Origin of the sequence: Streptomyces chartreusis NRRL 3882 (assembly GCF_900236475.1) — a bacterium.
Taxonomy (GTDB): Bacteria; Actinomycetota; Actinomycetes; order Streptomycetales; family Streptomycetaceae; genus Streptomyces; species Streptomyces chartreusis_D.
This window is the reverse complement of record NZ_LT963352.1, coordinates 7,855,224-7,875,662: the sequence shown is the minus strand read 5'-3', so window position 1 is coordinate 7,875,662 and position 20,439 is coordinate 7,855,224. Positions and strand designations below refer to the sequence as shown.

Sequence of the window (20,439 nt, the reverse complement as noted above, 5' to 3'; positions counted from 1 at the left end):
CGAGCTCGGCAGGTCGCGGGCTACCACCGCGACTCCTGCGGTCAGGCGGCCCGTTCCGCGAGGAGACGGGCCAGCTCCAGCCGCTTGATCTTGGTGGTCGCGGTCTGGGGCAGGTCCTCGTGCCGCCACTGCACCGGGTCGGCCATCTTCGGCAGTCCGACGACCGCCGAGCGCCACGCCTCCAGATCCAGGGGGACGTCGTCCTTGGTGCAGACGATGGGCGTGGCCAGGTTGCCCCGGCCCGGCACGATGACGACCTCCAGCAGGTTGTCCAGCTTCCCGAAGAGCTGGTCCTCCACGGCCAGGGTGCTGCCGAAGTCCTCGATGAGGTCGACCTCGCGGTCGAGCAGGTGCACGCACCCCCATTTCGTGCGGTAGCCGACGTCGCCCATCCGCCACCAGCCGTCGGTGACCTGCTGGTCGTAACGGTCCTGCTCGCCCAGGTAGGTGACGATCCTGCCGTCGCTGCGCACCTCGATGTAGCCCGGGTGTTCGGGGGACGGCGGCATGCCGTTGCGGCTCACCACCCGTACCTCGGTCATACCGGGGATGGCCATGCCGACGCAGCGGCCGTCGGCGTCCGGTGCGCGCCGTGCGGAGAAGGAGCGGGCCACCACCGGGCCGACCTCGCTCTGCCCGTACAACTGGGCGAACATCGGGGCGCGGCGGCGCGTCGCCCTCAGCAGCCGGTGCACGGTGCGCGGGTGGATGGCGTCGAAGGTGCTGCTGAAGAGTTTCACGTTGCGCAGCGGGCCGCGCGGGTCGTCCGCCAGTTCCTCCCAGTGCATGAACGAGTTGGGGTGCGCCTCCAGGATGCCGGGCCGCAGCCGCGCGAACAGGTCGGCGGCGCGCTTGGGGTCGGAGTCGGCCATCATCACGATCGGGAAGCCGCGGAACAGGGAGATGGCCAGCGCGGTGAAGATCCTGGAGTGCACGAAGGACACGTGTACCGCGATCGTCTCGCGCCCCCGGACGATCGGGGCGAGCGCGGAGACCTGAGGGCGGTAGCGCGCCTGGAGGGTGCGGCCGGTGTGCACGGCCAGCTTGGGCGTACCGGTGGTGCCGGAGGTGTGCGTGATCAGTGTGGGGTGGTCCGGTGGCATGGTGATGCCGTCGAAGGGCTCGCAGCCGGCCAGGGCGTGCAGGTCGACGGTGCCCTCGAAGGTGCCCGAGGTGACAAGGACACGTTCGCTCACCTCGAAGATGTCGGCCGGCAGCTCCTGCTCCAGCTTGGCCTGGTCGGTGACGAGGTGGGGCCGGCCGGCCCGGCGTACCAGTGTCGCGACGGTGTCGCCGTCGAGCTTCGGCGACAGCAGCACGGGGACCGCGCCGACCCGCGCCACCGCGCAGGCGAGCAGCACGATGTCGAAGGCGTTCGACTTGTAGACCACGACCCGCTCTCCCGGCCGGACCTTCGCCGCCCACAGCCGCGAGGCGAGGTCGGCGACGGTCTCGGCGACCTCGGCGATCGTGGCCCGGCGGCCGAGCTGCGGGGCCACGTCGAGGTCGTGGTCGAGGATGAGGACATTCGAAGGATGACGCGCCGCCGCCCGCTCGAACAATGACCCCAGCCGGAAACCACGGTTCGCTATGCGTTGCAGAATCATGCTGTCACGCTTCCACCATCAGATTCGGGGTGTATTTCGGCATCGCCCGCAGAGAGCGGCCTGGCTTCAGTGACCGGGAGCGTGTCAGTGTTTTCCGCGGCCCTCAAGAAGTGTCCGGTGAATTCGTCAAGTCGCGCGGGGCCGTCTCCACGGAAGGTGACAGAGATTCCCGGGCGCCACGGACCCGCTCGCACGGTTGCGCCACTCTGGGCGCATGCAGGCAGCCTTCATCGAGCGACTCGGTCCCCCTGACGTCATCCGGTACAGCGAAGTGCCCGCACCGGTCCCCGGACCCGCGGACGTCCTTGTCGACGTCGCCGGCACCACGGTCAACCCGGTGGACACCTTCGTGCGTTCCGGTCTGTTCCGCACGCCCATGGACTTCCCGTTCGTCATCAGCCGCGACCTGGTCGGCACGGTGGCCGCGACGGGCGGCGACGTGCGGGGCTTCGCGGTCGGCGAGCGCGTGTGGTGCAACAGCCTGGGACACGGCGGCCGGCAGGGCGCCGCGGCCGAGCAGGCCGTGGTGCCGGCCGACCGGCTGTACCGGCTGCCGGACCGCGTGGACCCGTACGCCGCGCTCGCCACGGTGCATCCGGCGGCCACGGCACACCTGGCGCTGTTCACCCACGGCCGGCTGCGGAAAGGGGAGACGGTCGTGGTGGCCGGCGGGGCGGGGAACGTCGGAAGCGCGCTGGTGGCGATGGCGGCGTGGGCCGGGGCCCGGGTCGTGGCCACCGCCCGTCCCCGCGACGCCGAGTACTGCCGCCGGCTGGGAGCAGCCGAGGTCGTGGACCACCGGGCCGAGGAGGAGTGGGAACTCCTGGGGGCGGCCGCACCCGACGGCATCGACCTGTACACCGACACCTCCGGCCGCAACGACCTGGAGCGGGTGGTGCCGCTGCTGGCGCCGCGCGGCCGGGTCGTGGTGCTCGCTGGGGCCGCGTCCCGGCCCGCCCTGCCGGCCGGCGAGATGTACATGAAGGACGCCTCGATCGTCGGCTTCGTCATCTCCCGGGCGCGGGTGACGGAGCTGGCCGAAGCGGCCGACGTCATCAACACCCTGCTCGCGGACGGGCTGTTGCGGCCGCGGCGGACCGAGACGCTCCCGCTGGCCGCCGCGGCGGAGGCGCACCGGCGCATGGAGCGCGGTGAGCTGAACGCGCGGCGCGTCATCCTCACCCCACCGGGGGCCGGGGCCCTGCGATAGGGGTGCGGCCCCGGGCGGGGCCTGCCGTGGGGACCTGCCCGTAGGGGACGGATAGGGGCTGACTCCAGGACCGCCCGACAGTAATCTCGTGTCGCCAATCGGCCTTCTCAGAATCGGCCTTCCGCGCCTTGCGGAATTGCTGCGGAGCGATACGGACATCTGCACGGGGGGTTGTTTTGCCTGCCTTCCCGAACGAGATTACTTCGACCATTCGGAGGGGCAGAACATGACGACCCGACCGCCAGGAGATTTCACTACGGCGATAGCCGTCGTCGGCGTCGGCTGCCGTTTCCCGGGCGGGGTGCGGACTCTCGGCTCCTTCGGGCGTCTGCTGAGCAGCGGCCCCGACCTGTTCGCCGACGTGCCGGCGGAGCGGTGGGGGCCGGAGCGTGCCGACCCGGCCGGCGGGCCGGGCACCATCTCCAACGGCGTGGGCGTCTTCCTGGAGGACATCGACCGGTTCGACGCCTCCTTCTTCGGCATCACACCGCGTGAGGCGGGCGTGCTGGACCCGCAGCAGCGCCTGGTGATGGAGGTGGCCTGGGAGGCGATGGCCGACTCGGGCCGCCCCCGCGAGGAGTGGCGCGGCTCGCGTACCGCCGTGGTGCTGGGCATGCTCGCCAAGGACTACGAGCTGTTGCACGCCCGGACCCTCGGCCTGGACCGTATCGGCCCGCACCACGTGAGCGGCATGGAGTTCAGCTTCGCCGCCGGCCGTCTCGCCTACACCTTCGACCTCAGCGGGCCGGTGTCGACGGTCAATTCCGCCTGCTCCTCCTCCCTGCTGGCCGTGCATCAGGCGGCCCAGAGCCTGCGTGCCGGGGACTGCGACACGGCCGTCGCCGGCGGCGTCAGCCTGCTCATCACGCCGGACCTGAGTGTGTTCCTCAGCAGCGTCGGCGCGCTGTCCCCGTCCGGGGCCTGCCGGCCGTTCGACGCCGCCGCCGACGGCATCGTCCGTGGTGAGGGCTGCGGCGTGGTCGTCCTCAAGCGGTACGCCGACGCCGTGGCGGCCGGCGACCGGATCCACGCCGTCATCCGCGGGTCGGCCGTGAACAACGACGGCGCCAGTCTGGGCCTGACGGTGCCGAATGCCGCCGCTCAGGGCGACCTGCTGCGGCGCGCCCTGGACCGGGCCGGACTCGCCCCGCACGAGGTGGACTACGTCGAGGCGCACGGCACCGGGACGCCGATCGGCGACCTCATCGAGGTGGAGGCGCTGGGCGAGGTGTACGGGGCGGGGCGTACCGCGGACTCCCCCGTGCTCGTGGGCTCGCACAAGGCGGTACTCGGGCACATGGACGCGGCGGCCGGCATCGGTGGCCTGCTGAAGACGATCTGGGTGGTCTCCTCCGGACGGGTCCCCGCGCAGCCCCGCGTCGAGCGCCCGAACCCCGCGGTCGACTGGCGCGGCGGGGCCGTGAGCGTGCCGCTCGGCGACGTCGACCTGTCCGGCCGGGGACGGCCGCTGCGCGCGGGCGTCAGCTCCTTCGGGCTCAGCGGCACGAACGTGCACGTCATCGTGGAGGCGCCGCCGGCCGTGGAACCGGCTGCGGCGGCCCCGTGCCCGGCGCCGGAGGACGGGCCCCGGGTGCTGCTGGTGTCCGCCGCGGGTGAGACGGCATTGGGCGAGCAGGTGGCGCAGATGCGCGCGGCCGTCGCCGAGGACGACGTTCCGCTCGGCGACCTGGTGGCTTCCGCGGCGACCCGCCGCACCCACGAGGCACACCGCTACGCCGTCGTAGCCACCGACCGGTCGGGTCTGGCGGCGGCGCTGGAGGACCCGCTGGATCCGCCGGAGGGTGTCTACACCGGTGTGGTGGACGACCCGGAGGCCGTGCCGCCGCCCGTGTTCGTCTTCTCCGGCCAGGGCGGCCAGTGGGCCGGCATGGCCGCCGACCTGTACGGCTCCGACCCGCTGGTGCGCGAAACCCTCGACGAGTGCGCCGAGTTGATCGCCGCCGAGGCCTCGTGGTCGCTGCTGGACGAGATACGCCGTCCCACGGAGTCGTCACGACTCGCACAGACGGAGATCGTGCAGCCCGCGATCTTCTCCGTGCAGGTCGCGCTCGCCAGGTGGCTGCGCGAGCGGGGTGTCGTCCCGGGCGCCATCGTCGGGCACAGTCTCGGCGAGGTGGCCGCGGCCCACACGGCGGGCGCGCTCAGCCTCCCGGACGCGGTCAAGGTCATCGTGCGCCGGGCCCGTCTGCTCGGCGAGACGGCCGGCACCGGCCTGATGTACGCGGTCCGCGGCAGCCGGGACCAGGTGCGGGACGCGCTCGCCGACATCGGGCTGCCGGTGACCGTGGTGGCCGTCAACGGCCCGGAGTCGCTGATCGTCGCCGGGGAGACGACGGCGGTGAAGGAGACCGCCGCGGCCCTGGACGCGCGGGGCATGAGCTGCCGGCTGCTGCGGGTGGACGCCGCCGCCCACAGCCCGCTGGTGGCGCACTGCGGACCGCTGCTGGAGAGGGCACTGGAGGGGATCACCGCGCAGGCACCGGCGGTGCGGCTGGTGTCGACCGTCGACCCGGACGCGCGGGACGTTTCGTTCGACGCGGCGTACTGGGCACGGAACTTCACCAGCCCCGTGCTGCTGTGGCCCGCCGTCGACGGGCTGCTGGCCGAAGACGACCACCCGCTGGTGGAGATCGGCCCGCATCCGGTGCTGGTGCCTCCGCTCGCCGACGCACAGCGCCGCCGGGGCAGGCAGGCACCGGCCCTGCCGGTGCTCAACCGCAACGAGCCGGGGCCGCTGGCCGCGCACAAGGCCCTGGCCCGTCTGCACGTGGCGGGTGTTCCGGTGCGCTGGGAGCGGGTCACCGGCCGGCCGCACCGCTATCGCTCGCTGCCGGTGCCTTCCTGGGGCGGCGACCGTTACTGGCTGCCGGAGGTGCCGCGCGGTCGGCAGACCGCATCGGCGGCCGGGGCCCCGGCGTCCGGTGGAGCCCCGGCGCGGATCCGGCTCACGCTGCTGGACGAGAACGACCGGGTGACCGGGGAGTTGTGGGCGGATCCCGGCGGCGGCACGCCGAGGTCCGTGGAGCCTTCACCGGTCGCCGAGTCCCGGCCGGACACCCGGCCCGGGGCGGCGCCCGTCTCCTCCACGGCACCCGTCTCCTCCGCCGGCCCCGTCGCCGACCGCGTCGAGGCGCTGGTGCGTGAGGTCCTCGGCCTGCGCGACGGGCACCGGCTGGGGCGTCGCCGGGGGCTCTTCGAGCAGGGGCTTGACTCCCTGACCGCGGTCACGCTGCGGCGGCGCCTGGAGGAGGAGTTCGGCGTCGACCTGCCCACGCCGATCGTGTTCGAACGACCGACGGTGGCGGCGCTCGCGGAGCATCTCACGGACGTGGCCCCCACCTCCGCCACTCCGGCCGCCACGCCCGCGGCACCCGCCGCTCCCGCGTCCGTGGACGCTGTGGACGTCGGCGCGGACGCCGTCGCGGAGGCGGACGCCGTCGCGGTCATCGGAGTCGGCTGCCGACTGCCGGCCGCCGCCTCCCCGGAGGAGTTCTGGCGACTGCTCATGGAGCGGCGCGACACCGCGTCGGAGCCGCCGCCCGGCCGACGGGCCGACCCCCTGTGGGACGAGCTGGGCGCCGCCATCCCCACCCGTGGCTCGTACGTCGACGGCATCGCCGACTTCGACGCCCCGTTCTTCCGTATCTCACCGCGCGAGGCCAAGCTGCTCGACCCGCAGCAGCGCATGTACCTGGAAGTCGCCTGGGAGGCACTGGAGGACGCCGGCTGCCCCGCGCACACACTGGCGTCCCGGCCGGTCGGCGTGTACGCCGGTATCTCGATCGCCGACTACCAGCATCTGATCGCCCGGCACCTGACGGTCGAGGACCTCGGCCTGCACCACGGCACGGGCACCTCGTACGCGGCCGTCGCCGGCCGGCTGTCGTACACCCTCGGTCTCAGCGGCCCGAGCTTCGCCGTCGACACCGCCTGTTCCTCGTCGCTGACCGCGGTGCACCTCGCCTGCCAGGCGCTGCGGGCCGGCGAGTGCGAGGTCGCCGTCGTCGGCGGTGCCAGCGCCATCGTGGCACCCAGCCCGCTCGTGGCGTCCATGGCGGGCGGCGGGGCCCTCTCCGAGGACGGCCGCTGCAAGGTCTTCGACCAGGACGCCGACGGGTTCGCCTGCGGTGAGGGCGCCGTCGCCCTGGTCCTCAAGCCGCTGCGCGCGGCCGTCGCCGACGGCGACCGCGTGTACGCGGTGCTGCGTGGCAGTGCCCTCAACCAGGACGGCGCGACCGGGGGCCTGACCGTGCCCAATCCCTCGGCCCAGGCCGATGTCGTGCGGCAGGCCCTCGACCGGGCCGGCTGGTCACCCGCCGACGTCGACTACGTGGAGGCGCACGGCACCGGCACCCCGCTCGGCGACCCCATCGAAGTGCGGGCCCTCGCCGAGTCCTTGGGCACCGGGCGCGCGCCCGACCGGCCGCTGCTCATCGGGTCGGCCAAGGCGAACGTCGGCCACCTCGGCGCCGCGGCCGGTGTCGTCGGACTGCTGAAGGTCGTACTGGCCCTGTCCGCGGGTGAGCTTCCGCCGCACCTCGTCGACCGCCCCACGCCCCACATCGACTGGGACCGGCTGCCGGTGGCACTCGTCGACACCCCCCGGAAGTGGCCCGCCGAGGGCCGCCCGGCCCGGGCCGGCGTCAGCGCGTTCGGGTTCACCGGCAGCAACGCCCACGTCCTCGTCGAGCAGTACGTCCCCGCACCGGCCCCGGCCACCGCCCCCGGAACCGCGCCGTACGTCCTGCCGGTGACCGCGGCCACCCCGGCCGCGTTGCGCACCGCCGCCGGACGGCTGGCCGACGCGCTGCGCACCGGCGGGAACGACGTGGCCGACGTGGTGTTCACGGCACGGCACCGCCGTACCCTGCTGGAGCACCGTGCCGTCGTCGTCGGCTCCGACGCCACCACACTCGCCGAGGCGCTGGACGAGGTCGCCGCGGGCCGGACGACGCCAAAGACCCGCCTCGGCCGTGCCGTCGAGGACGAGGAACCATCCGTCGCCCTCTTCTACGGCACGGCCCTCCCGTCCGCGGCCGCCCGTCGGGCGTTCGCCCTCGCCACGCCCGGCTACGAGGCCGCCCTCGCCCACTGCGGCGACACGCTGAACCGGCTGCTCGGCGCCCCCTGTGACCTGACCGCGGAACCGCCGGCCGGGCTGGGCGACGCCTTCCTGCTGGCCCATCAGTCCGCCGCGACGAGCGGTTGGTACGCGCTCGGCATCGTCCCCGCCGCTGTCGTCGGGGTGGGCGCCGGCCGACTCGCCGCCGCGTGCGCCGCCGGACAACTCACCGTGGAGGAGGCCCTACGACAGCTGCTGAGCGGCCGCTCAGAGCTCCCGGAGGACCTCACCCGGCCCGCACGGGTGCCGTTCCTGCACGCGCCCGCCGCGGACACCGTCGACTGGGACACGGTCCCCGCCACGACCGCGGTGGACGTCCTGCTCGGCCCCACCCCGCTCCCCCACGACGGCATCCGCGGCGACCGGCCCGCTCTGGTCGCCGCCGAACTGTACGCGGCCGGATACCGTCCGGCCCCGCAGCCGACACCGCCCGGCCGCCGTGTGGTGAGCCTCCCCGGCTACCCGTGGGAGCACCGCCCGTACTGGTACCGGGAGATCGAGCCGGCCCGGCCCGTGCCGTGGCTGCTCTCCGGGGACGACGAGGGTGAGATGCGGGGCCGGGTGGAGCGGTTGGCGTCGTTCCTGGGTGCGCGGTCCGAGGTGGGTGCCGGATCGGTGGCGGCTGCTTTGGCGGGGCGCACCGCGGCGCGGCGTCGGCTGGCTGTCGTGGGTGAGTCGTCCGGAGAACTGGTGGAGGGGCTGGAGTCCTTCCTGTCCGGTGATCCGTCGAAGGGCGTGCTCGAAGGCAGCGCGAAGGCCGCTTCGAAGGTGGCGTTCGTGTTTCCGGGGCAGGGGTGGCAGTGGGTGGGGATGGGGGTGGAGCTGCTGGTGTGCAGTGATGTCTTCGCCGAGGCCGTGGGTGAGTGTTCGGCTGTGGTGGAGGAGCTGGCGGGCTGGTCGGTGGTGGATGTGCTGCAAGGTGCGGCGGGGGCGCCCGGGTTCGACCGGGTGGATGTGGTGCAGCCGGTGATGTTCACCGTGATGGTCGCTCTGGCCCGTCTGTGGGAGTCGGTGGGCGTGGTGCCCTCGGCGGTGGTGGGTCATTCGCAGGGGGAGATCGCTGCCGCGCATGTGGCCGGGGTGCTCTGCCTGGAGGACGCGCTGCGGGTGGTGGTGGCCCGTTCCCAGGCGCTGGTGGAGATCTGCGGGCAGGGGGCGATGGCCTCGGTGGCGCTGGGCCGGGCCGAGGTCGAGGAGCGCATCGCGCAGCTGGAGTCGGTGAGTGTGGCGGCGGTCAACGGCCCTGCCTCCACGGTGGTCTCCGGCGGCGCGGAGGAGGTCGCCGGCCTGGTGGCGGGACTCGTCGCCGGCGGGGTGCGGGCTCGGCGTATCGATGTCGACTATGCCTCGCACTCGGTGCATGTCGAGCAGGTCCGTAAGCGGATCGAGGCGGCTTTGGCGGGTGTCGCGCCGCGTGCGGGGCGGGTTCCTGTGTACTCGACGCTGACGGGTGAGGTGCTGGCGGGCCCGGAGATGGACGGCGGCTACTGGTATGCCAACCTGCGTGGGCGGGTGGAGTTCGAGCAGGCCGTGCGCAGGCTGGCGCAGGACGGGTTCACCGCCCTGGTGGAGTGCAGCGCCCATCCGGTGCTCGTCCCGGGTGTGGAGCAGACGCTGGAGACGGTGCCGGGTGCGCAGGTGGCGGTCTCGGGGACCCTGCGGCGTGATGACGGTGGTCTGCGCCGGTTCCTGACCAGCGCGGGCAGCTTGTGGACCACCGGCGTCGACATCACCTGGCCCGTGCTGCTGCCCGAAACCCAACCGGTCGAACTGCCCCTCGACCCGCTGGTCGCGGCGTCCGGCACGGCACCGGACAGTGGTTCGGACGACCGGCTGGAGCGGCGCTTCTGGCGCCTGGTGAAGGACGGGGAGGCCGGTGAGCTGGCCACGTTGCTCGGCCTCCGCGAAAGCCGGGTGACCGACGCCCTCCACGAGGTACTGCCCGCGCTGTCCAACTGGTGGCAGGAGCGCCGGGAAGGCACGGTCGCCGAGTCGTGGCGATACCGCGTCACCTGGGATCGCGCACCGCGGACGTCGCGCACGGCGGCACTGTCCGGTACCTGGCTGGTGGTCGTGCCCCGTCACCTGGCGGACGACGAGCTCGTCGTCGGCTCCCTCAAGGCCCTGACCCGGTACGGGGCCGCCCCGGTGCCGCTGCTCGTCGACACCCGGGACGGCGACCGCGGGGGATTGACGGAACTCCTGCGCAGTGACGCCGACAGCCTGACGGAGGGCGGCGAGGTCGCGGGCGTGCTGTCGTTCCTCCCGCTCGACGAGTCTCCGCATCCGCGGCATCCCGTGGTGCCCGCGGGTCTGCTGGCCACCGTCGAACTGGTGCGGGCACTGGACGCCGCGCCGTTCCCGGCCCGGCTGTGGTCGGTGACCAACGGCGCGTTCTCCGTCGCCCCCGACGAGGTCCCGGCCCACCCGGTGCAGGCTCATGTCTGGGGCCTCAGCAGGGCCGCCGGCCTGGAGAACCCGCAGTGCCTTGCGGGGATGGTCGATCTGCCGCCCGTCTTCGACGACCGTGCCGCCGCCCTGCTGTGCGGGGTGCTCGCCGACCCCGGCGACGAGGACCAGGTCGCCGTGCGCGGGACCCAGGTCCTGCTGCGCCGGCTGAAGCGCGCACCGCTCCCGGACACCGCGCAGCCCGCGCCCTGGCGTCCCGAGGGCACCACGCTGGTCACCGGCGGCACCGGCGCCCTCGGCGGTCACATCGCCCGGTGGCTCGCCTACCACGGGGCCCCTCACCTGCTCCTCGTCAGCCGCCAGGGCGAGAGCGCTCCGGGCGCCGCCGAACTGGTCGCGGAACTCGAGGGACTGGGCTCCTCGGTCACCTTCGCCGCGTGCGACGCCGCCGACCGAGACGCGCTGGCGCGCGCCATCGACGGCATTCCGGCCGAGCATCCGCTCACCGCCGTGATGCACACGGCCGGCGTCGTGGACGACGCACCGGTGAACGAGATGACCGCCGGCCAACTGGAGCGCGTACTGCGCCCGAAGTCCGGTGCCGTGGCCAATCTCCGCGAGCTGACCGGGAAGTTCGACCTCTCCGCGTTCGTGCTGTTCTCCTCCGCGGGCAGCCTGCTGCCGAGCGTGGGCCAGGGCGCCTACGCGGCGGGCAACGCCTATCTCAGCGCCCTCGCCGCGCACCTGCGGGCAGAAGGGGTCCCGGCTCTTTCGGTCGCCTGGGGAGCATGGTCCGGCGGCGGAATGGCCGGCAAGGAGGACTTCGCCAGGTTCATCAGCCACCGGGGGATGGACCTGATGACCCCGCACCTCGCGGCCACGGCGCTTCAGCAGGCGCTCGATCACGGCGACACGGACGTGATGGTCGCGAACGTCGACTGGGCCCGGTTCGGGAAGGTCCTCAACGCCATTCGCCCCCACCCCATGGTGTCCGAGTTGGTCGGCGGTCCGGCGCGGGCGGCGGCTGCCGACCAGGAGCAGCAGCCTGCCCTGCCGGCCCGGCTGGCCGGACTGGCGCCGCAGCAGCGGCTCGACACGCTGCTGGACCTCGTCTGCGCCGAGGTCTCGACCGTCCTCGGCTACGCGAGGACCGAACGGGTCGTCCCCGGCCAGGCTTTCCGAGACCTGGGCTTCGACTCGGTGATGGGCATCGAGCTGCGCAACCGGCTCAACAAGGCGACGGGTCTGCGGGTGTCCCCCACCGCCGTCTTCGACCACCCGACGTCGGAGGCACTGGCGCGGCACCTCCTCGACGAACTCGCCACGGGATCCACGCCCTTCACCGAAACCGGCGGCGAGCCGGTGAACGGAACCCCGGCAACGGCCTCCCCAGTGGCACGCCACGCCCCGTCGGCCGGGAGTGAGATCGACTCCATGAGCATCGAGGAAATGATCCGCATGGCACGCGGCGACCGTCCTGACCCCGTTGATGAGAGCGAGTAATTCACGATGAATGCTGCGAACAACGAGCTGGTCGAGGCGTTGCGTGCCTCGTTGAAGGAAACCGAGCGGTTGCAGCGGGAGAACGACCGCATGGTGGAGAGGGCTCGGGAGCCGATCGCGATCGTGGGTATGGCGTGCCGTTATCCGGGGGGTGTGGCTTCGCCGGAGGATCTGTGGCGGCTGGTGGCCGACGGTGTGGACGCGACGTCGGAGTTCCCGGCGGACCGGGGCTGGCCGGAGGACCTTTACGACCCGGACCCCGACGCGTCGGGGAAGTCGTATGTGCGGCGGGGCGGGTTCCTGGACGACGTGGCCGGTTTTGACGCGGAGTTCTTCGGTATCTCGCGTCGTGAGGCGTTGGCGATGGATCCGCAGCAGCGGTTGCTGCTGGAGGTGTCGTGGGAGGCGCTGGAGCGGGCCGGGCTGAAGGCGGAGGACCTGCGGGGCAGCCGCACCGGCGTCTTCGTCGGCGTCTCGAACTCCGGCTACATTCCGGAACCCGGCCGGGTGCCGGACAACGTCGAGGGCTACTCGCTCACCGGCAACATCGCCAGTGTGCTGTCCGGGCGGGTGTCGTACACGTTCGGTTTCGAGGGGCCGTCGGTGTCGGTGGACACGGCGTGTTCGTCGTCGCTGGTGGCCTTGCACCTGGCGGTGCAGGCGCTGCGGCAGGGCGAGTGCTCCCTCGCGCTCGCGAGTGGGGTGATGGTGCTGGCCAACCCCGCGGCGTTCGTCGAGTTCTCCCGGCAGCGGGGCCTGGCGGAGGACGGCCGCTGCAAGCCGTTCGCCGCCTCGGCCGACGGCTTCAGTGCCGGCGAGGGTGTGGGCGTGCTGGCGGTGGAGCGGTTGTCGGACGCGCGGCGCAACGGGCACCGGATCCTCGGCGTCGTACGTGGCTCGGCGGTCAACCAGGACGGCGCGAGCAACGGGCTGACGGCGCCGAACGGGCCGTCGCAGCAGCGGGTGATCAAGGCCGCGCTGGAGAACGCCGGCCTCCAGCCCCAGGACGTCGACGCGGTGGAAGCGCATGGAACGGGCACGAAGCTGGGTGACCCGATCGAGGCGCAGGCGCTGATCGCCACGTACGGCAAGGACCGCCCGGAGGGGCGTCCGTTGTGGCTGGGATCGGTGAAGTCCAACATCGGCCATGCGCAGGCCGCCGCGGGTGTCGCCGGTGTCATCAAGACGGTCATGGCACTGCGCAACGACATGCTGCCTCCGTCGCTGTATGCCGACGAGCCCACCCCGATGATCGACTGGAAGGACGGTGACGTCTCCCTGCTCTCGGAGGGTGTGGCGTGGCCGCGCGGTGAGCGGGTGCGTCGGGCGGGTGTGTCGTCGTTCGGAGTGAGCGGCACGAACGCGCACGTGATCGTGGAGGAGGCTCCGGCGGCCGAGGAGTCCGCTGTCGAGCCGGTGGTGGACGGTGGTTCGCGCTTGGTGCCGTGGGTGGTCTCGGGTGCCGGCCCGGGTGGCCTGCGCGGGCAGGTGGAACGGTTGGTGTCGTTCGTCGGTGAACGTCCCGACGTGGGCCTGGAGTCGGTGGCGGTCGCGTTGGCGGGGCGCGACGGATTACGGCATCGCCTGGCCGTGGTGGGTGAGTCCACCGACGAACTCTCGAACCGGCTCAGGGAATTCCTCGCCGACGAGCTGCCGGCCGGGGCTGCCCGTGGAGTAGCCGACGCCCGGCCCAAGGTGGCGTTCGTGTTTCCGGGGCAGGGGTGGCAGTGGGTGGGGATGGGGGTGGAGCTGCTGGGGTGCAGTGATGTCTTCGCCGAGGCCGTGGGTGAGTGTTCGGCTGTGGTGGAGGAGCTGGCGGGCTGGTCGGTGGTGGATGTGCTGCAAGGAGCGGCGGGGGCGCCCGGGTTCGACCGGGTGGATGTGGTGCAGCCGGTGATGTTCACCGTGATGGTCGCTCTGGCCCGTCTGTGGGAGTCGGTGGGCGTGGTGCCCTCGGCGGTGGTGGGTCATTCGCAGGGGGAGATCGCTGCCGCGCATGTGGCGGGGGTGCTCTGCCTGGAGGACGCGCTGCGGGTGGTGGTGGCCCGTTCCCAGGCGCTGGTGGAGATCTGCGGGCAGGGGGCGATGGCCTCGGTGGCGCTGGGCCGGGCCGAGGTCGAGGAGCGCATCGCGCAGCTGGAATCGGTGAGTGTGGCGGCGGTCAACGGCCCTGCCTCCACGGTGGTCTCCGGCGGCGCGGAGGAGGTCGCCGGCCTGGTGGCGGGACTCGTCGCCGGCGGGGTGCGGGCTCGGCGTATCGATGTCGACTATGCCTCGCACTCGGTGCATGTCGAGCAGGTCCGTAAGCGGATCGAGGCGGCTTTGGCGGGTGTCGCGCCGCGTGCGGGGCGGGTTCCTGTGTACTCGACGCTGACGGGTGAGGTGCTGGCGGGCCCGGAGATGGACGGCGGCTACTGGTATGCCAACCTGCGTGGGCGGGTGGAGTTCGAGCAGGCCGTGCGCAGGCTGGCGCAGGACGGGTTCACCGCCCTGGTGGAGTGCAGCGCCCATCCGGTGCTCGTCCCGGGTGTGGAGCAGACGCTGGAGACGGTGCCGGGTGCGCAGGTGGCGGTCTCGGGGACCCTGCGGCGTGATGACGGTGGTCTGCGCCGGTTCCTGACCAGCGCGGGCAGCTTGTGGACCACCGGCGTGGACATCACCTGGCCCGTGCTGCTGCCCGAAACCCAACCGGTGGAACTGCCGACGTATGCCTTCGACCGGTCACGGTTCTGGCTGGAACGCACGGAAAGCACGGGAGATGTTTCCGGTGTGGGGCTGGGCGTTGTCGAGCACGGCCTGATTTCGGCAGTGGTCGAGGTAGCCGCCGGCGGCGCAGTGGTGCTGTGCGGGCGGCTGTCCCGTTCCCGGCAGCGTTGGTTGGACGACCATGCCGTGTCCGGGCAGGTCCTCTTCCCCGGCACCGGGTTCATGGATCTGGTGTTGCGGGCCGCTGACGAGGTCGGCTGCCAGGTGATCGAGGAGCTGGTCGTCCAGGCTCCGCTCGTACTGCCCGACACCGGCCAGGCGGATCTCCAGATCGTCATCGAACCGGCCGGGGACGACGGTAGGCGTCAGGTCGTGGTGTACTCCCGCCCGGCCGGGACGGATGCGGTGTGGGCCCAGCACGCGCAGGCCGTGATCGCGCAGGACAGCACGCCTGAGGTGCCGCCTGTCGGTGTCTGGCCGCCGGTGGGTGCTGGGGTGATTGATGTCAGCGGCTTGTATGGGGAGTTGGCTGAGCGGGGTTATGGCTATGGGCCGGTGTTCCAGGGTGTGCGGGCGGCCTGGCGGCTGGGGGACACGGTCTACGGGGAGATCGCATTACCGGAATCGGTAGTGCAGGAGGCGGCCCGGTTCGGGCTGCATCCGGCCTTGTGTGACGCGGCCGCGCATCTGCTGCAGTTCAGTAAGGTGCTGGACCAGGACGGGGTGTGGCTGCCGTTCGCCTGGAACGGTGTGCGTCTGCTGGCCACCGGCGCGACCCGCGCCCGGGTGCGGATCACCCCGCTGGGTGAGGGCAGTGTGCGGATGGACCTCTACGACGTGGCCGGTGAACCCCTCGCGGTGGTCGAGCAGTTGACCGCCCGCCGCCTGGACCCGGCGGAACTGCAGCCCTCCTCGACTTCGACGGCTGCGGCGCGTGGACTGTTCGCCCTGTCCTGGCCCGCCCTGCCCACACCCGACACACCCCAGCCCGCCGACACCATCGTGTGGAGGCCCCAGGACAGCGGCGAGGCAGACACCTGGGGTCTGCCGGCCGTCACGGACCTGGAAGACGTTCCCGCCTCCGTGCAGGTGGTGGTGTTGCCGGTCTCGGGCCGGGACCGGGACGTGACCGAAGTCAGCACTGCGGTGCTTGCGGCGTTGCAGGCGTGGCTGGCCGAGGACCGGCTGGCCCGGGCGAGGCTGGCCGTCGTGACCCGGGGCGCTGTGGCCGTCGACACCGGTGTGGGCCCGGATGCGGGCGCGGACGTGGTGGACCTGGCCGCCTCGGGCGTGTGGGGCATGGTTCGCACCGCCCAGAGTGAGCACCCCGACCGTTTCACCCTCCTCGACCTCGACCCCCACCAACACGCGGATACGAATGCCCTGCTGGGTGCGCTGTCGGTGTCCGGTGAGCCGCAGCTGGCCTGGCGGGATGGACAGCTGCACGCGCCCAGGCTGGTGCGGGCGCTCACGGGCGGTGGTGTGCTGCACGGCGTCAGCGGCTTTGGCGCGGGTGACACCTGGCGTGTCACCACGCAGGGCACCGGTTCCCTGGACGCGCTGGCCAAGACCCCGCACGAGGCGGCCACCCGCCCCCTGAAACCGGGCGAGGTCCGCATCGAGGTCCGCGCGGCCGGACTGAACTTCTACGACGTCGCCGTCGCGCTCGGCATGGTCGACAGCGCGGACGGGCTGGGCGCCGAGGGCGCCGGAGTGGTCACCGAAACCGGGCCCGGTGTGTCACGCTTCGCCGTCGGTGACCGGGTACTGGGCGCGTTCCCGGCCGCGTTCGCCGTGCGCACCATCGCCGACGAACGCATGCTCGCCCCCATCCCGGCGGGCTGGTCCTTCGAACAGGCCGCCTCCGTGCCCGCCGTGTTCCTGACCGCCTACTACGCCCTGCACGACCTGGCACAGATCCAGCCCGGCCAACGCGTCCTCATCCACGCCGCCGCCGGCGGAGTCGGCATGGCCGCCACCCAGCTCGCCCGCCACTTCGGCGCCGACGTCTACACCACCGCCAGCCCCGCCAAATGGCACACCCTCACAGCATTGGGCATCCCCGAAGAACGCATCGCCTCCTCACGCACCACCGACTTCGCCGAGCAATACCTCAACCACACCGGCGGCAGTGGCATGGACATCGTCCTGGGCTCCCTGTCCGGCGAGTTCGTCGACGCCTCCCTGCGCCTGCTCACCCCCCGCGGCGGCCGCTACATCGAAATGGGCAAGACCGACATCCGCACCCCCCAGCAGATCACCGCCACCCACCCCGGCATCACCTACCGCGCCTTCGACCTCAAAGAAGCAGGCCCGACCCGCACCGGCGAAATGCTCCACCACCTGCTCACCCTCTTCACCCACCAGGCGCTCACCCCCCTGCCCCGCACCGAGTGGGACCTCGCCCGACTGCCCCAGGCCCTGCGCCACATGAGCCAGGCCCGTCACACCGGCAAGAACGTCATCCGCATCCCCCGCCCGGTCAACCCCCACGGCACCGTCCTGATCACCGGCGGCACCGGCACCCTCGGCGGCCTCATCGCCCGCCACCTCGCCCACCACCACCACATGCGCCACTTCCTCCTCCTCAGCCGCCAAGGACCCAACGCCCCCACCGCCCCCGCCCTCCACCACGACCTGACCCAAACCGGCGCCCAGGCCACCATCACCGCCTGCGACCTCACCGACCCCCACGCCCTGGCCAAAACCCTCGCCGACATCCCCACCGAACACCCCCTGACCGCCGTCATCCACGCCACCGGCCACCTCGACGACGCCACCCTCACCCACCTCACCCCCCACCAACTCACCACCGTCCTGACCTCCAAAGCCACCACCGCCCACCACCTCCACCACCACACCCTCCCCCACGACCCCGCCGTCTTCCTCCTCTTCTCCTCCGCCGGCAGCATCCTCGGCAGCCCCGGCCAAGCCAACTACAGCACCGCCAACACCTACCTCGACGCCCTCGCCCACCACCGCCGCCACCACAACCAACCCGCCACCAGCCTCGCCTGGGGCCTCTGGCAACAAACCAGCGGCATGACCAGCCACCTCGACGACCAAGACAAAGCACGCATGGCGCGCAACGCCATCGCGCCGATGTCGACTCCCGAGGCGCTGGAGCTGTTCGACGCGGCCGCTCTGCCACCGCACGCGCTCCTGCTCACCGCGCTGCTCGACCAGCGGCAGCTGCCACGGCTTCCGCTGTGGCAGCGGCTCGCCGCGACGACCAGGGCGGTGGCGGCCACGGTCGAGGAGGGCCCGTCGCTGTCTCAGCGGCTCGGTGCACTCGCCCCGCCCCAGCGGTTCAACGCCCTGCTGGACCACATCCGCCGCCACACGGCGACGATCCTGGCCCTGCCCGGCCTGGAGGCCATCGACGCCCACCGAGGCTTCATGGAACAAGGACTCGACTCCCTCACCGCTCTCGAGCTGCGCAACCGGCTCTCCACCAGCACAGGCCTGACCCTGCCCGCCACCACCGTCTTCGACCACCCCAGCCCGGCGGCCCTCACCCACCACCTGCTGCCCCGACTCACCACCGCCGGCGAGGCCGATGGGCCCGGCCCGGTCCGCGGCCCCGGGGCCGATCAGGGCCACGGCGATGCGGGGGCGGCACTGCTGGCCGAGTTGGACCGTCTGGAGAGGATGCTGACGGCCGCTCGGGCGGAGGACGTCACGGCGACGGGGGTCGCGGAACGGCTGCGGTCGCTGCTGGACAGGGCGCACACGCGAAGCACGGCAGACGGGGCCGCATCTGTTCCCGGCGGCGCTCCGGTGACCGCCCGGCTGGAGTCGGCGACGGCGGACGAGCTGCTCGACTTCATCGACCAGGAGCTGAGCTGAGCCACTGGAAACGGGTCCGCGAGCGGACCTCCGCCGGCCGGTGACCGGCTGGCCGAAGTCGCTCGCGGAGCCGTCTCGGTCGTCCCCCGTGCGACCGATCGAACGGACCGAACGGATCGAACGGACCGAACGCCGAGCCGCCGCGGCCGCTCGGCCGAGATGGGGAAACATGATCACCGGACACGACCTCGAAGGGCCGGGGCTCGACGCGGGGGCCGGGAGCGTGGACGAGGTGCTGCACGATCTGTGCGACGCCCTCTTCGCCTCGTTGCCCCGCAGCGACCAGCGCGGGCGCGGCCTCGACTACCTCCACGGGCTGATCCACGCCCGGGGGCGCAAGTCCATCCGCAACATCGCTTCCCTGTTCGGGGGGCGGGCCGCCGAACAGCGCCTGCACCACTTCGTGTGCGGGTCGACGTGGCGGTGGGACCCGATGCGTGCGGCTCTGGCGGGGTACGTGGCCGCGGTGGAGCCTCCGGCGGCCTGGGTGGTGCGGCCGTTGGTCATTCCGAAGACCGGGGAGAACTCCGTCGGAGTGGAGCGCGACGCCTCGCCGGCCCTCTACGCCCAGCGAGCCGTCGGCGTGTGGCTGGCGTCGGAGCGCCTGGCGTGTCCGGTGAACTGGCGGCTGCTGCTGTCGGGTGTCTGGCTGGGCGACCCGGTGCGCCGGGCACAGGCGGGCATCCCGGCCGGGGCGTGTCCCGAGTCCATGGAGATGTGTGCGGTGCAGGCGAGCGTGAGGGTGGCGCGTGGCTGGGGGCTGACGGCCCGGCCGGTGGTCGTCGATGTCCCGGAGGTGGACACGCTCGCCGTGCTGGGGCGGCTGCGGACGGCGGGGTTGCGCCGGCTGCTGGTGCGGGTGGACGGCGGGCTGCGGCTTGCGGCCGCCGACGCGGCGCTGCCCGTGCGCAGCGACAGGTACCGGTCGGCCGGGGAGATCATGCGGGCAGCGGCTCCGTTGCGGCGGCCCTATCCGTGGCGGGCTCCGGGCGTGTCACCGGGCGGGCGCGGTGGTCTGCTGGCCGCTGTCCGGGTGCGGGTACCGGCTGCCTCGCTCGGTGCGGGAGCGGCGGGCCGGCACGGGGACCTGCTGTTGCTCGGCCTGGCGGGGCCGGGTGAGCAGTGGCCGGGCGAGCTGTGGCTGACGGACTCGGTCTCCTCGGCACCGGCCGACCTGGCCCGGCTGACGCAGCTGGTGCGGCGCGTCAGCCGTGACGCCGTCGAGATCTCCGAACAGGTCGGCATCCGGGACTTCGTGGGCCGTTCCTTCACCGGTTGGCACCGGCACATGACGCTTGCCTCGGCCGCGCACGCCGTACAAGCGCTTGCCCGGCCGCGGTCGGGGCAGCCGGGAGCGGTGTCGTAGGCCGGTTTTCCCGGCTGCCCGCTACGCTTCGAGGACCTTCTTGATCCGTTCCAGGGTCAGCAGGATGTCGTTCTCCAGCTTGGCGGTCCACTCCGTGATGAACCGCCGCTTCTCCGGCTCCTCCATGTCCTTGGTGATCTCGTGGATCCCGGGGGACGCCCAGCCCATCCAGAATTTCTGGGCCACGACGCACTCCTCACCGTCGGGGGTGATGTCGAAGGTCCAGATGAGTTCCTGCGGTTCTCCGGTCTTGGAGTGGATGCGCCAGCGGAAGCGACGGTTGGGCTCGGTGGTCATCACTTCCGACTTGGTGTGCCAGATCCCCCGGATCAGGGGTGCCCATTCCACGATGTCGTCGGCGCGGTAGTTCTCGCCGCGGTAGATGGATCCCACCTCACCGGGGGTTCCGGAAATCCATTCGCCGCCGCGGAGTTCGGTGCTCCACTCCGCGTGCCTCGGCAGGTCGCTGACCGCCTCGTATATCTCCTTCGCGCCGACCGCCATGCGGATTTCGGCTCCGATGTCGAAGAGGGGTCGCTGATCCAGAATTGACGTCTCCATGTCAGGGATCATGACACCGCACGAAAAGACGGGTCAATTTGTGCGCCCGGTATCCGTCAAGTCGCCCGGGCCGACGGTTCTGCGG

At 72.4% G+C, this 20,439-nt stretch carries 5 protein-coding genes and 1 pseudogene; 4 read left to right on the top strand and 2 right to left on the bottom strand.

Annotation, left to right across the window (positions count from 1 at the left end; genetic code table 11):
• Positions 1-41: 41 nt before the first annotated feature.
• Positions 42-1,607: a class I adenylate-forming enzyme family protein gene (locus tag SCNRRL3882_RS35610; protein WP_029181554.1), complete on the bottom strand. Its 1,566-nt coding sequence runs from the start codon at positions 1,605-1,607 to the stop codon at positions 42-44.
• Between the two features lie 214 nt (positions 1,608-1,821).
• Between SCNRRL3882_RS35610 and SCNRRL3882_RS35605 the strand changes: the two genes are divergently transcribed.
• The 4 genes and pseudogenes from SCNRRL3882_RS35605 (at position 1,822) to SCNRRL3882_RS35590 (ending at position 19,793) form a co-directional block, all read left to right on the top strand.
• Entirely contained in the window at positions 1,822-2,817 is a 996-nt protein-coding gene (locus SCNRRL3882_RS35605; RefSeq protein WP_010045472.1) for an NADPH:quinone reductase, read from the top strand.
• 226 nt (positions 2,818-3,043) lie between these two features.
• The gene (locus tag SCNRRL3882_RS35600; protein ID WP_102514905.1) at positions 3,044-11,872 is read left to right on the top strand and encodes a type I polyketide synthase; all 8,829 of its coding nucleotides are present in this window, start codon (positions 3,044-3,046) and stop codon (positions 11,870-11,872) included.
• Positions 11,873-11,917: 45 nt separating this feature from the next.
• A pseudogene (locus SCNRRL3882_RS35595) lies at positions 11,918-18,427 on the top strand (SDR family NAD(P)-dependent oxidoreductase); the annotation flags it as partial.
• A gap of 169 nt (positions 18,428-18,596) precedes the next feature.
• Positions 18,597-19,793: a transposase gene (locus SCNRRL3882_RS35590; RefSeq protein ID WP_010048968.1), complete on the top strand. Its 1,197-nt coding sequence runs from the start codon at positions 18,597-18,599 to the stop codon at positions 19,791-19,793.
• 21 nt (positions 19,794-19,814) lie between these two features.
• Here SCNRRL3882_RS35590 and SCNRRL3882_RS35585 read toward each other — a convergent pair whose 3' ends face one another.
• Positions 19,815-20,354, bottom strand: a complete 540-nt coding sequence (locus SCNRRL3882_RS35585; protein WP_010048970.1) for an SRPBCC family protein — start codon at positions 20,352-20,354, stop codon at positions 19,815-19,817.
• Positions 20,355-20,439 lie beyond the last annotated feature (85 nt).

What these genes read in the sequence shown, in the direction of transcription:
- SCNRRL3882_RS35600 (WP_102514905.1), top strand. Translation starts at nt 3,044, where the DNA reads ATGACGACCCGACCGCCAGGAGATTTCACTACGGCGATAGCCGTCGTC.
- SCNRRL3882_RS35585 (WP_010048970.1), bottom strand. Translation starts at nt 20,354, where the DNA reads ATGGAGACGTCAATTCTGGATCAGCGACCCCTCTTCGACATCGGAGCC.
- SCNRRL3882_RS35590 (WP_010048968.1), top strand. Translation starts at nt 18,597, where the DNA reads ATGATCACCGGACACGACCTCGAAGGGCCGGGGCTCGACGCGGGGGCC.
- SCNRRL3882_RS35605 (WP_010045472.1), top strand. Translation starts at nt 1,822, where the DNA reads ATGCAGGCAGCCTTCATCGAGCGACTCGGTCCCCCTGACGTCATCCGG.
- SCNRRL3882_RS35610 (WP_029181554.1), bottom strand. Translation starts at nt 1,607, where the DNA reads ATGATTCTGCAACGCATAGCGAACCGTGGTTTCCGGCTGGGGTCATTG.